Annotated in this window: 7 protein-coding genes; 4 read left to right on the plus strand and 3 right to left on the minus strand. The window is 71.3% G+C overall.

Annotated elements, in window-relative coordinates; genetic code table 11:
- The first annotated feature begins 98 nt into the window (after positions 1–98).
- The 4 genes from glgX (at position 99) to DGO_RS12435 (ending at position 8548) form a co-directional block, all read left to right on the plus strand.
- Positions 99–2234 carry a glycogen debranching protein GlgX gene (gene glgX / locus DGO_RS12415; protein ID WP_043802315.1) on the plus strand — a complete coding sequence of 712 codons (2136 nt, stop codon included), beginning with the start codon at positions 99–101 and terminating at the stop codon, positions 2232–2234.
- Positions 2235–2676: 442 nt separating this feature from the next.
- Entirely contained in the window at positions 2677–4554 is a 1878-nt protein-coding gene (treZ, locus tag DGO_RS12425; RefSeq protein WP_043802319.1) for a malto-oligosyltrehalose trehalohydrolase, read from the plus strand.
- Positions 4551–7469 (plus strand): malto-oligosyltrehalose synthase, encoded by a 2919-nt coding sequence (gene treY / locus DGO_RS12430; protein WP_083847291.1) that lies wholly within the window; start codon positions 4551–4553, stop codon positions 7467–7469. The genes treZ and treY overlap by 4 nt, the downstream gene beginning before the upstream one ends.
- Positions 7470–7507: 38 nt before the next feature.
- Complete coding sequence (locus tag DGO_RS12435; protein ID WP_014685872.1) at positions 7508–8548, plus strand: zinc-dependent alcohol dehydrogenase family protein; 1041 nt, start codon at positions 7508–7510, stop codon at positions 8546–8548.
- Between the two features lie 145 nt (positions 8549–8693).
- On the opposite strand, the gene DGO_RS12440 is transcribed toward DGO_RS12435, so the two are convergent.
- The 3 genes from DGO_RS12440 to DGO_RS12450 form a co-directional block, all read right to left on the minus strand.
- Positions 8694–9470, minus strand: coding sequence for a type III pantothenate kinase (locus DGO_RS12440; protein WP_014685873.1), 777 nt, complete (start codon positions 9468–9470; stop codon positions 8694–8696).
- Between the two features lie 159 nt (positions 9471–9629).
- Positions 9630–13010 (minus strand): efflux RND transporter permease subunit, encoded by a 3381-nt coding sequence (locus DGO_RS12445; protein WP_014685874.1) that lies wholly within the window; start codon positions 13008–13010, stop codon positions 9630–9632.
- Positions 13007–14662 carry an efflux RND transporter periplasmic adaptor subunit gene (locus DGO_RS12450; protein WP_083847292.1) on the minus strand — a complete coding sequence of 552 codons (1656 nt, stop codon included), beginning with the start codon at positions 14660–14662 and terminating at the stop codon, positions 13007–13009. The genes DGO_RS12445 and DGO_RS12450 overlap by 4 nt, the downstream gene beginning before the upstream one ends.
- Positions 14663–14679 lie beyond the last annotated feature (17 nt).

Consider the following 14679-nt stretch of genomic DNA (forward strand, 5'->3'; position numbering starts at 1 on the left):
CGGCGGCAAGGTGGGCCGCCGCTGCTTACTCTGGAAGGCACTGTGACGGCGGGCCACCCCTGGCCCACTTTCCGCGCCACGTTGCCCAAGGAGCTGTAATGACCACCACCGACAAACCCGCCGTCCTGATCCGCCCCGGTACGCCCGCTCCGCTGGGGGCCACCTGGGACGGCAAGGGCACCAATTTCGCGCTGTACTCCGAAAACGCCAGCGGCGTCGAGCTGTGCCTGTTCGACGATCAGGGCAACGAGACCCGCCACGCCCTGCGTGAACAGACCGCCTTCGTGTGGCACGGCTACCTGCCGGACGTGAAGCCGGGCCAGCGCTACGGCTACCGCGTCCACGGCGAGTACGCGCCCGATCAGGGCCTGCGCTTCAACCCCAACGTGGTGCTGCTCGACCCCTACGCCAAGGCCCTGAGCGGCACCGAGCAGTTCGACCAGGGCGTATTCGCCTACGTGCCCGGCGGCGACGAGGACCGCGAGATGCAGCAGGAAGACCAGCGCGGCGCGCCCCTGGGCATCGTGCTGGACCCGGCCGCCTACGACTGGCAGGGCGACCGCAAGCCCAACATCCCCTTTCACCAGTCGGTGATCTACGAGGCCCACGTCAAGGGCCTGACCATGACCCACCCCGACGTGCCCGGGGAGTTGCGCGGCACCTACGCGGGCATGGCGACCGAGCCGGTCCTGAACTACCTGCGCGAACTGGGCATCACGTCCATCGAACTGCTGCCAGTCCATCAGCACATGGACGACCCCTTCCTGCTCGACAAGGGCCTGACCAACTACTGGGGGTACTCGACCCTGAGCTTCTTCGCGCCGGACGTGCGCTACTCGGCCGCCGCGCGCGCGGGCAACCCGGCGGGCGCGGTCGACGAGTTCCGCGACATGGTGCGCGCCCTGCACGGCGCGGGCATCGAGGTCATTCTGGACGTGGTGTACAACCACACCTCGGAAGGCAACCACATGGGACCGACCCTGAGCTTCAAGGGCATCGACAACCCCACCTACTACCGCCTGGTGGCCGACAACCCGCGCTTCTACTTCGACTACACCGGCACCGGCAACAGCCTGAACGTGCGCCACCCCCAGACGCTGCAACTCATCATGGACTCGCTGCGCTACTGGGTCACGGAGATGCATGTGGACGGCTTCCGCTTCGACCTGGCCTCCACGCTGGCGCGCGGGCTGCACGAGGTGGACCAGCTCTCGGGCTTCTTCACGATCATCCATCAGGACCCGATCATCAGCAGCGTCAAACTGATCGCCGAGCCCTGGGACGTAGGCGAGGGCGGCTATCAGGTCGGCAACTTCCCGGTGAACTGGGCCGAGTGGAACGGCATCTACCGCGACGACATGCGCGCCTTCTGGAAGGGTGAGGGCGGGCTGGCCTCCGAGATCGGCTACCGCCTGACCGGCAGCAGCGACCTCTACCAGAACGACGGCCGCAAGCCCTACGCCTCGATCAACTTCGTCACGGCGCACGACGGCTTCACGCTGCGCGACACCGTGAGCTACAACGACAAGCACAACGAGGCGAACGGCGAGGACAACAAGGACGGCGCCAACGACAACCAGAGCTGGAACTGCGGGGCCGAAGGGCCGACCGACGATCCCGAGATCAACGCCCTGCGCGCCCGCCAGCAGCGCAACTTCCTGGCGACGCTGCTGCTGGGCCAGGGCACCCCGATGATCCTGGGCGGCGACGAACTGGGCCGCACCCAGGGCGGCAACAACAACGCCTACTGCCAGGACGACGAGATCAGCTGGTACGACTGGTCCAGCGTGGACGAGGGCCTGCTGGCCTTCACCAGAAAGGCCATCGCGCTGCGCAAGGCCCATCCCGCGCTGCACCGCCGCAAGTTCTTCTCGGGGCGCACCATCCGGGGCGAGGACGTGCGCGACATCGTGTGGCTGCGCTTCGACGGCGCGGAGATGAGCGACGAGGACTGGAACAACCCCCAGACCCAGTCCATGGGCATCTTCCTGGACGGCAACGGCCTGGACGACATCGACGCCGAGGGCCGCCCGCTGGTGGACGACCACCTGCTGCTCCTGCTGTCGGCCTCGCACGTGGACCTGTCCTTCAAGCTGCCGAGCCTCGGCGACTGCGGCGAGTGGGAACTGCTCCTCGACACCAGTGACGACAGCGCGCAGGAGAAGACCAGGGCGGGCGAGGACACCGCCCTGATCGCCCGCAGCCTCAAGCTCTTCCGCTGCCCGCGCGGCTGAGCCCCGCCCCACCGCGACCATGCCCCGGCCACCCGCCTCCGCTCCGTGTGCCGGGGCCTTCCTGTGGGCGGCGCCGGAGCGGAGGCCGGCCCCACCGCCAGCGTCCCCGGCGGCCCTTGTTCAGACGGCGGCCACAGCCTGAAGGCCGGCCAGGCGGCCACCGTCGGCGACGGCCCGACCGGACCCGAAGGGGCTTGACTGTCCGCCCACCAGGGGCAACACCCGGTGCCCGAAGATGAAGGCCGCGTCACCGTCTGCGGTCTGTACCGCCTCCAGAGGGTTTTCACCGCCGTCAGCCATGAATCCTTTAGCTGTTTGTTCATCTGTCCCGGATTTTTCCGGCGTCTGCCTTGACCGTCTTCTCACGGGCCGGAAATTGCGGCCCTTTAGCCTCGGCGGTTGATTGCCTCGCCTGCGGGCGACGGTGCCAAAGGAGCAGCATATGACGCAGACCCCTACTGGTTCCCTTCCTGCCGGTCCAGAGAACGTCCCCACCCCGCTTCATTCCGACGACCCCGCGACGCGCCTGGGTGCCCACCTCCTGCCGGACGGCAGCGGGACCCGCTTCCGGGTGTGGGCGCCGCGCGCCTCGGCGGTCGGCGTGCGCGTGAACGGCGCCGACCACGACCTGCCCCGGGTCGGGCCGGAGACCTACGAACTCACGCTGCCGGTCGGCGTGGGCACCCGCTACCTGTTCGTGCTCGACGGCCAGCCTACCCCCGACCCCTACGCCCGCTTTCTGCCCGACGGCGTGCACGGCGAGGCCGAGGTACTGGACTTGGGCACCTATGCGTGGCAGCACCCCGACTGGTGCGGCCTGCCGCTGGACGAGTGCGTGTTCTACGAGCTGCACATCGGGACCTTCACGCAGGAAGGCACCTACCGCGCGGCGCAGGAGCGACTGCCCGAACTGAAGGCCCTGGGCGTGACGGCCATCGAACTCATGCCGCTGGCGGCCTTCCCGGGCGCGCGCGGCTGGGGCTACGACGGCGTGGCGCTGTACGCCCCCCACGCCCCCTACGGCCGCCCCGAGGACCTGATGGCCTTCGTGGACGCCGCACACGGGCTGGGGCTGGCGGTCTTTCTCGACGTGGTGTACAACCACTTCGGTCCCGACGGCAACTACCTGAGCTGCTACAGCGAGACGTACTTCACCGACCGCTTTTCGAGCGCCTGGGGCGCGGGGCTGGACTACGCCGAGCCCCATATGCGCCGATTGATCACCGGCAACGCGCGGATGTGGCTGCGCGACTACCGTTTCGACGGCCTGCGCCTGGACGCCACGCAGGCGATGTCCGACGACAGCGACGTGCACGTGTTGCAGGAACTGGCCGCCGAGGTCCACGCACTGGGCGGCACGCACCTCATGCTGGCCGAGGACTACCGCAACATTCCCGAACTCGTGACCGACTACCACCTCGACGGCATCTGGGTGGACGACTTCCACCACGAGGTGCGCGTGACCCTGACCGGTGAGCGCGACGGCTATTACGCCTGCTTCACGGGTGGGGCGGCGGGCGTGGCCCACGTGGTCAACCGGGGCTGGGCCTACGAGGGCCAGAAGTGGCCGCTGGAAGACCAGTTCCTGCCGCAGAACCGCCGGGGCAAGCCGGCCGGGCCGCTCGAAGCGCCCAGCTTCGTGTACTTCATCCAGAACCACGACCAGATCGGCAACCGCGCGCAGGGCGACCGGATTCACCACCTGGAGCAGGTGACGCCCGCGCACTTCCGGGGGGCCTCGGCACTGCTGCTGAGCCTGCCGATGACCCCGCTGCTGTTCCAGGGGCAGGAATGGGCCGCCAGCACGCCCTTTCCCTTTTTCAGCGACCACCACGGCGAGCTGGGGCAAATGGTCACCGAGGGCCGCAAGAAGGAGTTCGGGCACTTCGAGGGCTTCCAGGGCGAGGACGTGCTCGACCCGCAGGCCGAAGACACCTTCCGGCTCGCGCACCTGAACTGGGCCGAGCGCGGCGAGGGCGAACACGCCCGCACGCTGGAGCTGTACCACACGCTGCTGCGGCTGCGCCGCGAGGACCCGGTGCTGCGGGACCGCTCGCGCCGGGGCCTGAGCGCCGGGGCGGTGGGCCGGCTGCTGTGGGTGCGCCACACCAGCCCCCAGGGCGAGCGCGTGCTGCTGTGGCATACCGCCCGCGCGGGCGAGGCCGCGTGCGCGCTCGGCGACCTGAAGCTGCCCTTTGCTCTGCCCCCGCAGCTGCTGCTGCACAGCGAAGGCCAGGGCCACGGAGACGCGGCGAATCCCGTGACCGCCCTGCACCCCGGCGAGGCCGTGATTCTCGCCTCCGGGACGGCCGGGGCATGAAGGCCGTCTCCGCGCCCTCCCCCACCGGGGCCACCCCCGAACCCGGCGCCGCGCAGGTCACGGGCACGCACGACTCGCCCCCGGCCACGCACCTGCCGCGCGCCACCTACCGCCTGCAACTGCACCGCGACTTTCCCTTCGCGGCGGCCCAGAAGGCGCTGCCCTACCTCGCGCGGCTGGGGGTGACCGACGTGTACCTCTCGCCCATCTGGGCCAGCACGCCCGGCAGCACCCACGGCTACGACGTGACCGACCACGCCGCCATCAACCCCGAACTCGGCGGCATGGCGGGGCTGCGGCGGCTCGCGGCGCGCGCGCGCGACCTGGGCCTGTCGCTCATCGTGGATTTCGTGCCCAACCACATGGGCATTCAGGGGGGCCACAACCCCTACTGGGAAGACGTACTGACCCACGGGCAGGCCAGCCGCTACGCGCATTTCTTCGACATCTCCTGGCAGCCCCTCAAGCGGGCGCTGGAAGGCAAGGTCATGCTGCCGCTGCTGGGCGACCAGTACGGCCGGGTCCTGGAGCGCGGCGAACTGAAGCTGGAGCGCGAGGGCGGGCGCTTTTTCCTGCGCTACTGGGAACGGCGCCTGCCCATGTCGCCGCGCAGCCTCGCGCTGCTGCTCTCGGAGGTCGCGCCCCGGCTGGCCCAGAGCGTGGGCGAGAGCGCCCGCAGCGAACTGGCGAGCATCGCCCGCAGCGCCGCCTCGCTGCCGCGCAGCACCTCGCCGGACCTGACCGACGAGGACCGCGCCGGGCGCGCGCAGGAGATGGAGGTCATGGCCCGGCGTCTGGACGTGCTGGCCGAGGCTTCCGGGCCGGTCCGGTCGGCGCTCGACGCCGTGGTGGCCGCCTACAACGCCGACCCCGCGCGGCTCGACACCCTGGTCAGCGAGCAGAACTACCGCCTCGCCTTCTGGAAGGTGGCGGCCGAGGAGATCAACTACCGGCGCTTTTTCGACATTAACGACCTCGCGGCGCTGCGCATGGAAGACCCGCGCGTGTTCGCCTGGGCGCACGGCCTGCTGTTCGAGCTGCTGCGCGACGGCACCGTGCAGGGCGTGCGGCTCGACCACACCGACGGCTTGTACGACCCGGCCGGGTATTTCCAGGCCTTGCAGCTCGGCGCGGCCGAGGCGCTGGGCCGCGCGCCGGCCGGGGCCGGGCAGGGCGGCGCGGCCCTGGACCGGGGCGAACTGCCGCTGTACGTGGTCGCCGAAAAGATCCTGGAACCCGGCGAGCACCTGCCGCAGGCCTGGGCGATTCACGGCACGACCGGTTACGATTTCCTGGCGCAGCTCGGCGGCGTGTTCGTGGATGCGGGGGCCGAGGAGGAGATGACCTCCATCTACCGGCGCTTCACGGGCGACCGCGAGGGCTACGGCGAGCAGCTCTACCGGGGCAAGCAGCTCATCCAGCGGGTGTCGCTGCCGGGCGAGGTCAACGTGCTGGCCGAGCGCCTGGAGGCCCTGGCCGAAACCGACCTGGGCGCGCGCGACTTTACCCTCAGCACGGTGCGCGCCGCGCTGCGCGAGGTGATCGCCACCTTCCCGGTGTACCGCACCTACATCCGCGCCGACGGGTCGCGCGAGCCCGGCGACGACGCCAAGATCGCCCACGCCGTCCGCGACGCCAAGGCCCACAACCGCCAGGACGGCTCGCCGCTGGACCCCAGCGTGTTCGACTACCTGCACTCGGTCCTGACCCTCCAGGCCCCCGACGAGGACACGCGCGCCGCCTACGCCCGCTTTACCCTCAAGTTCCAGCAGCTCACCGGGCCGGTGACGGCCAAGGGCGCCGAGGACACGGCCTTCTACCGCTACGCGCGCCTGCTGTCGCTCAACGAGGTGGGCGGCGACCCGGCGCTGTTCGGCACGCCGCCCCGCGACTTCCACGCGGCGGCCCGGGAGCGCGCCGAGCGCTGGCCCCACGCCATGCTGGCGGGCAGCACCCACGACACCAAACGCGGCGAGGACACGCGCGCGCGCATCAGCGTGCTCTCCGAGATGCCGCAGACGTGGTCGGCGTACCTCAGCGCGTGGCTGCCGGTCCTGCGCGCGCTCCAGACCCGCACCGACCTGGGGCTGGCCCCCAGCCTCACGGGCATCTACACCCTGCTTCAGAACGCGCTGGGGGCCTACCCGCTCGACGGCCACCTGGAGGGCTTCACCGGGCGCCTGAACGACTACATGCTCAAGGCCAGCCGCGAGGCCAAGCTGAGCACGAGCTGGGCCGCGCCCGACGAGGACTACGAGGCGGCGCTCGCCGCGCTCGTCTCGGGCCTGCTGGCCGACGAGCGCTTCTGCGCCGGGCTGGCCGAGCTGCACGGGCGCATCAGCCCCTACGGCGCGCAGAACGGCCTGAGCGCCGCGCTGGTGCGCCTGACCGCGCCCGGCGTGCCCGACACCTACCAGGGGGCCGAGGGCTGGAACCAGAGCCTCGTGGACCCCGACAACCGCCGGCCGGTGGACTACGCCCGCCTGGGGCGCGTGGTGGGCCGCCTGGAAAAGAAGCACGACGTGGACGTGGCCCGCACGCTGCTGGGCAATTACGAGGACGGCGGCGTGAAGGTCATGCTAACCTGGGCGGCGCTGCGGGCCCGGCAGGCACACCGCGAGCTGTTCGCGCACGGCAGGTACCGGCCCATCGAGGCGGGCAAGTACCTGCTGGCCTTCGCCCGTGAGCACGGGGACGAGGTCGCGGTGACGGTCGCGCCGAGATTGACCTTCTCGCTGACCCGCGAGAAGACCCCCTGGGCGCTGGGCGAGACCTGGGGCAACCGCCGCCTGAGCCTGCCGGCCGGCACCTACGAGAACGCCCTGACCGGCGAGACGCTGCGGGTGCGCGGCGGCAACGTTCCGGTGGCGAAGGTGCTGGAGAACTTTCCGGCGGCGCTGCTGCTTAAGCGTTAGGAACAGGGGCGGCCCGGTTCAGTGCGAGACTGCCGGGCATGAAAGCCGCCCTGTACCACGCCTTCGGCGTCCGGCCCGAGATCACGACCGTTCCCGACCCCGCGCCCCCCGAGGGCGGGGTGGTCGTGGAGGTCGCCGCGACGGGGGTATGCCGCAGCGACTGGCACGGCTGGATGGGCCACGACCCCGACATCCGGCTGCCGCACGTGCCGGGCCACGAACTGGCCGGGACCGTGGTGGCGCTGGGTGCAGGCATCCGCAACTGGCGGGTGGGCGACCGCGTGACCGTGCCCTTCGTGTCGGGCTGCGGGCGCTGCGCCGAGTGCCAGGCGGGCCACCAGCAGGTGTGCGAGCGGCAGTTCCAGCCGGGATTCACGCACTGGGGCTCGTTTGCGCAGTACGTCGCGCTGCACCAGGCCGACCAGAACCTCGTGGCGCTGCCTGACGACCTGGACTTCGTGACGGCCGCCAGCCTGGGCTGCCGCTTCGCTACGTCCTTCCGGGCGGTCGTGCAGCAGGGGCGCGTGCGCGGCGGCGAGTGGGTGGCCGTGCACGGCTGCGGGGGCGTGGGCCTGTCGGCCATCCTGATCGCCAAGGCGCTCGGCGCGCAGGTGATCGCCATCGACATCGGCGCGGAGCAGCTGCGGCTGGCGGCCGAGCTGGGTGCCGACCTGACCCTGAACAGCCGCGAGGTGCCCGACGTGCCCGGCGCGGTGCGCGAGCTGACCGGCGGGGGCGCGCACGTCTCGCTGGACGCGCTGGGCCACCCCGACACCTGCGCCAACTCGGTCCTGTGCCTGCGCACGCGCGGCCGGCACATCCAGGTGGGCCTGCTGCTGGGCGACCAGAGCCGCCCCGCCGTGCCGATGGACCGCGTCATCGCCCGCGAGCTGGAAATCTACGGCAGCCACGGCATGGCCGCCCACACCTACCCCGAGATGCTCGCCATGATCGGGCGCGGCGCGCTGCGCCCAGAGCGCCTGCTGGGCCAGCAGGTGTCGCTGGAACAGGGCGTGGACATGCTCGTGGACATGAACCGCTTCGGCGGGCGCGGGGTCACGGTGATCGACCGGTTCTGAGGGCAGCCTTCAGAGGAACCGGGGGTGGCTCCTGGTCCCTCTGAACCGGACGGAGCGGGCACCCGAGAAGGCCAGCGGTCGGCCGTGGAATCGGGGCCACGCCCCTGACCCCCTCGACGGAATTGCAGGTCGCCGTGAGGCGGGCCTAGCGGCTGGCCCACAGCTCGACGAGGCCGCGCAGGGTCAGGGTCTCGTCGTAATGGTCGATCTCGCGGCAGATGCCCTCGACGGTGCGCGAGAAGCCGCCCGTGGCGACGGCGACCGCCGGCCCCGGCAGCTCGGCGCGGATGCGGCGCAGCAGGCCGTCCACCATCTCGGCGTACCCGAAGACCAGCCCCGATTGCAGCGCGTGGACCGTGTTCTTGCCGATGGCGCTCGCCGGGGCCTCCAGGGTGATGCGCGGCAGCTTGGCGGCGCGGGCGAACAGGGCGTCGGCGCTCACCTGCGCGCCGGTCGCCAGCACGCCGCCGATAAAGCGCCGCCCGCGCCCGATCACGTCGAAGTTGGTCGAGGTGCCGAAGTCCACGACGACCGCATACTCGCTCTGGGCGAGGTACTTCTCGGCCCCGAACAGGTTGCACAGGCGGTCGGCCCCCACCGCGCCGGGCTGGTCGAGTTCCACGCGCACGTCGGGCAGGTTCTCGGCACTGACCTCGAAGGCGTCCACGGCGAAATGCCGCTTGAGGGCCAGCGCGTAGTTCTGGCCGACCGGCGGGGCCACACTGCTCAGCACGGCGGCGCGGGGGGCCTGCGCGCCCGCGAGGTCCAGCAGGCCGCGCAGTTGCAGCGCCAGGTCGTCGGGCAGCATCTCGCGGCCGGTGCGCACGCGCCAGGTGTGCGTGAGGGTCCGGGAGGCGTCCGCAAGGCCCAGCACGGTGCTGGTGTTGCCGACATCCACGGCCAGGAGGGGAAAAGCAGGCACGCCCCCGATTCTAGGGCATTTGCCCTAGAGGGGACTCTCTTCATGGCCGAGCGAAGTGGGTGAATTTCAGGAGAGCATCCGCGATCGCCCTCGGCCAGCAGGAGGGGCCGCGCCTTCCTGTGGACGCGGCCCCCTCCCCTACTCTCCCCCGCCCGGGTCTCAGGCGCCGGGAGCCGCCTGGCCGCCACCCTGCGGCAACGACACGACCGGCGCGGTCACGGCCGGCTGGCCCGGCTCCGGTGCGCGCCGGGCGAGGCGGCGACGCTCGAAGAGATAGAAGGCGGCGGGCACGACATAGAAGGTCATGATCGCCGAGATGCTGATGCCGCCCACGATCACGATGCTCAGGCTCTTGCCGAACTCGCTGCCGCTGCCGCTGCTCAGCAGCAACGGAATGCTGATCACAAGGACCGTCAGGGTGGTCATCACGATGGGCCGGAAGCGCAGGCGGCTGGCCTCGATCAGGGCTTCGCGCAGGGGCAGTTCCTCCAGCTTCTCGACCACGAATTCGAGGTAGATGATCGCGTTCTTGGCCGACAGCCCGATGAGGAGCAGGAAGCCCAGCACCCCGAAGATGTCGAGCGTGCTGCGGGTCAGGAAGATCATCCAGAAGGCCCCGGCGACCGCGAAGGGCACCGGCAGCAGCAAATACAGCGGGTAGCGGAACGAGTTGAACTGCGCGCCCATCACGAGGTACACGAGCAGCATCGAGAGCGCGAAGGCCTGGAGGCCCACCCCGCCCAGCTGCGCGCCCAGCCCGAAGGCGCTGTTGCGGTCCGAGCTGCCCACGGTCACGAGGTTGTCGGTGACGCCCGCCGCGCCGAGCGCCGCGACCAGCCGCTCCTGAAGCTGTGCGGTGGTCAGGCCACTTTCAGGGTTGGGTTCGACCGACAGGTCCAGGCTGTAGAGGCGGTTGGTGCGCGCGACACTGGTGGGCGCGCTCGCCTGCACGATGCTGCCCAGCTGCCCCACCGTGACGCTGCTGGCGAGCGCCGGGCTGTAGACCGGCAGTGAGAGCAGCGACTGCTCGTCTTGCAGGTACTGCGGCTCCAGCTCGACGGTGATGGGGTAGGTCACGCCGCCGAGTTCCACGTTGCCGCCGCCGCTGCCGCTGCCGTAGGTCTGGAGGGCGCTGGCGACCGTGCCGGCGCTCAGGCCCGCGCCCGCGAGCTGGCTCTGGTTGGGCACGAAACGGTTTTCCAGGGTGGTGTTGTCCAGGCTGCTGCTGGCGCTCGACACGCCCGCGTCGGCCTCCAGCACGTTGACGGCCGCCGCCGCGCGGGTCTTGAGGAGGTCGAAGTTGCTGGCGACGAGCGTGATGCCCAGGCTGTTGCCCTGGCCCCGGAACCCGCCGCCGCTGAACAGGTTGGCGCGCACGTTGGGGTAGTCGGTGAACAGGCCGCGCAGCGCGCGCTGGTACTGCGCCGTCAGCTCGGCGACGGGGGGCCGCTCGGCCTTGTCCTTCAGGGTGATGCTGAGGTTGGTGCCGCTGCCCGTGACCGAAGCCTGCACGGTCTGGACTGCCGGCTGCGCCAGGAAATAGGTTTCCAGCCGGTTGACGAGGACGTTGCGCGTATTGAGGTCCAGCCCCGAGGGCAGGCGCAGACCCGCGCGCAGGGTCCCCGAGTCGGTCGAGGGCGTGAAGGTGAACTGCGTGCGCGGCCCCACGAGCACCACCGTGGCGACCAGGAAGCCCACCGCCAGCACGAGCACGGCCACGCTGGAGCGCAGCGCGCCCCCCAGGCTACGGGCGTAGGCCTCGCGCACCCCCACGAGCGCGCGGTCGGTCAGGCCGTGCAGCGTGCCGGTCAGGGCCTCGGCCAGGGCCAGCAGCGCGCCCCACAGGTAGCGCGCGGCCACCAGGACCAGGGGCAAGGCCAGCACGGCCAGCGCCCACAGCGGGGCGAGGCGGGTCCAGAGCAGCGCGCCCAGGACCACAGCCAGCACCCAGAACCACCACGCGCGCGCGGCGCCCAGGCCCCAGCGCAGGGCCTCGGGACCACGGGCCAGCACGCGCGGCACGTCGCGCCAGGTCAGCGGGGCGGCGTCGGGCGTGTAGGCCATGCGCACCGTGAGGAACAGCAGGGCTTCGAGCCACGACATGAACACCGCCGCCGCCAGCCCCAGCGCGAACTGCTTGACGTACTCGCCGATGATCCCGCCCATGAAGCTGACCGGAATGAGGACCGCGAGCAGCGACAGCGAGGCCGCCGCGACCGCGCTGAACACCTCGGAGGCGCCGCGCAGCACCGATTGAATGCGGTCGTAGCCCATCGCGCGGTAGCGCTCGACGTTCTCCGCGACCACGATGGAGTCGTCCACCACGATGCCGATGGCGACGATGAGGGCCAGCAGCGACACCTGGTTGAAGGTGAAGCCCATGAGCTTGTAGAGGATCGGCGCGGCGGCCAGCGAGATCGGAATGGCCGCGATGACGGTGAAGGCCGTGTTCAGGCGGCCCAGGAACAGCAGCGTGACCAGCGCCACCACCAGCGCCGTGATCCACAGTTCGTGCGTCGTGGACTCGATGCTCGCGCGGATGGGGCCGGTGGTGTCGTTGCTGTAGGTCACCGCGTAGCCGCCCGGCAGGGTGGTCCCCGCGATCAGGGCCTTGACCCCGTCCACGACCGCCACCGCGTTGCTGCCCGACGCCTGCTGGATGCTGACGAGGACGACCGGCAACCCGTTGACGCGCGTCACGCCGTCCACCGTGGTGCTGTCCTGGATCCGGGCCACGTCGCTGACGCGCACGCCCTTGGCCGTGTCCACGAGCACGTTGGCGATGTCGTCCAGGCTGGTGAGCTTGGCGTTGGTCGTGTAGGTCAGGCTGTTGCCGTCGCGGGTGATCGTGCCGATGGACGAGCTGACGTTGCTGCCGCTGATGGCGCTCGACACCGACTGCGGGTTCAGGCCGTAAGCGCTGAGCTTGTCGGGGTCGAGCTGCACCGCGACCGTGCGCCGCGAGCCGCCGGTCAGGCTCACGTCGGCCACGCCGTCCACGCGCTGGAGGTTGGGCACGAGCTGGTTTTCGACGTAGTCGTACACGTCGGCCTGAGCGGCCACGCCGCCCGACACGCCGAATTCCAGAATCGCGCCGCTGTTGGGGTTGAAGGTGCGCACGCTGGGGCTACTCGCTCCGTCGGGAAGCTGGCGGGCAGCCGCCGACACGAGCGAGGCGACCTGATTGGCCGCCGAGTTCTGGTCGGTGCCGTCCTGGAGTTGCAGGGTCACGCGGCTGTTGCCGGTGCCGCTGCTCGAACTCAGGGTGGTGACGCCCGGCACCTGCGCGACCGCGCTTTCGATGACCTGCGTCACCTCGTCGTCCACTGAGGCCGGGCTCGCCCCCGAGTAGGACGTGCTGACGGTCACGACCGGAATGGTGGTGCTGGGCAGCAGGTCCACGCCCAGCGAGCGCATGGCCGCGAGCCCGAACACCACGACCCCCACGAAGATGCCGATGGCGAACACGTAGCGCGACACCGAGAAGCCCACGAGCGGGTTGACGCCAGCCAGGACCTTCTGCCCGACTTTGCGGATCATGGCGCACCTCCGGGGCCGCCGGGGGGTGGGCCGCCCTGGCCGCCCCCGCTCTGGCTACCGGCTGCGGCCGTCCGCACCGCACCGCCGTCGAGCAGGCCGGTCGGCGGCTGCGAGATGACCTGCGCGCCGGCAGTGACCCCGCTGACCGCCGACTGCGTGCCCGCCTGCCCCAGCACGGTGACGGTGTGCTGGACGGCGCGCCCGTTCTCGACCGTGAACAGGTAGGTCTGCTCGCTGTCGGCCTGGAGCGCCGTGCTCGGCACGAGGACTCCGGTCGCCACCTTGGCGTCGTAGACGACCGTGCCCACCGTGCCCGCCGCCGGGCGCGACTCGCCGGTAAAGCGCGCGACGACCGGCACGCTGCCGGTGCCCGCCGAGCCGGCGTTCTGCGACACCTTGACCGGATAGGTGCGCTGCCCGGCGACGAAATTCAGGGCGGTGCCCACCGGCAGCGAGGCCGCCTCAGTCGGGGGCACGTTCACGCGCACCTGCTGGTCGCGGCTCACCAGGGTCAGGACCTCGGTGCCCGCCGAGACGTACTGCCCGGCGCTCACGTTCAGGGCCGTGACCTGCCCCGCGAAGGGCACCGTGACCCGCGCGGCGGCGGCGGCGGCCTGCGCCTGATTCAGGGTAATCTGGGCTTTCTGCACCGCCAGGCGGGCCGTCTCCTGCCCCTCGGTGCCGCTGCGGGCATTCGCGGCGAGGTTCGACTGCGCCGCGACGAGGCTGCTGCGCGCGTTCTGCACCTGCACGTTCTGGGCGTCCACCTCGGTGCGCGCCACCGCCCCGACCTCGTAGAGCCGCTGAAGCGAGGCGAGGCTGCGCTGGGCGTTGTCGAGCGAGGTCTGCGCCGCCGTGACCGCCTGTTCCAGCGAGGCGCGCCCGGCGGCCGTCTGGCTGGCCTGGCTGCGCAGCGACAGCTGGGCGCTGTCCAGCGCGTTCTGGGCGCTCTGCACGCTGCTCTGGAGGTCGGGGCTACTCAGGCGCAGCGCCGTGTCGCCCGCCCCCAGGGCCGAGCCCACCCCGGCCAGCACCTCGGTCACGGTGCCCGAGGTCCGCGCGGTGACGGTGCCCGACTGCGCGGCGGCGACCGTGCCGCTCAGGCGGCGCTGGGCGCTCAGGGTGCCCGACTTGACGGCGGCGGCCTGCACTGGAGTCACGATGCCGCCCCCGATGCGGCTGCCTGCCCCCTGCCCGGCACGGCCCCCCGTGCCCGACTGCGCGCCGGTCTGGCCTGCGCCTGTACCTGCGCCTGTGCCCGTTCCGGCCTGACCCTGTCCAGGCTGGCTCCGGGTGCCCTGGCCGGCCCCGGCCTGCCCGGTGGCCCCGGTCGCCGTGGCCCCGGCTCCGGTCGCCCCGCTGCCACCCGCCAGGCCCGCGCCGCCCTGACCGGCCGCGGCCTGCCCCGCCGAACCCTGCGCCCCGAACCCGCCCTGACCCGCCCCGAACCCGCTTCCGGCCCCCGACGAGCCCGAGTCGTCCTGCCCGAGCCGGTAGCCGACGAAACCGACCCCGGCCAGCAGCAGCGGCACCAGAATCCAGCGCAGCAGGCCGCGCCGTGGGGGCGACTGACCTGCTGCGCTGCGGTCCACCGGGGTTCGGTCGGTGGGAGGGCCTTCCTGCGGGGGATGTGGAGAGGAAGCCTGACTCATGCCTCCCATCACACCGC

Origin of the sequence: Deinococcus gobiensis I-0 (assembly GCF_000252445.1) — a bacterium.
Lineage (GTDB): Bacteria > Deinococcota > Deinococci > Deinococcales > Deinococcaceae > Deinococcus > Deinococcus gobiensis.

Excerpts from the sequence above, each read along its gene's own strand:
- DGO_RS12445 (WP_014685874.1), bottom strand. The coding sequence starts at position 13,010 with ATGATCCGCAAAGTCGGGCAGAAGGTCCTGGCTGGCGTCAACCCGCTC.
- treY (WP_083847291.1), top strand. The coding sequence starts at position 4,551 with ATGAAGGCCGTCTCCGCGCCCTCCCCCACCGGGGCCACCCCCGAACCC.
- DGO_RS12450 (WP_083847292.1), bottom strand. The coding sequence starts at position 14,662 with ATGAGTCAGGCTTCCTCTCCACATCCCCCGCAGGAAGGCCCTCCCACC.
- DGO_RS12435 (WP_014685872.1), top strand. The coding sequence starts at position 7,508 with ATGAAAGCCGCCCTGTACCACGCCTTCGGCGTCCGGCCCGAGATCACG.
- glgX (WP_043802315.1), top strand. The coding sequence starts at position 99 with ATGACCACCACCGACAAACCCGCCGTCCTGATCCGCCCCGGTACGCCC.
- treZ (WP_043802319.1), top strand. The coding sequence starts at position 2,677 with ATGACGCAGACCCCTACTGGTTCCCTTCCTGCCGGTCCAGAGAACGTC.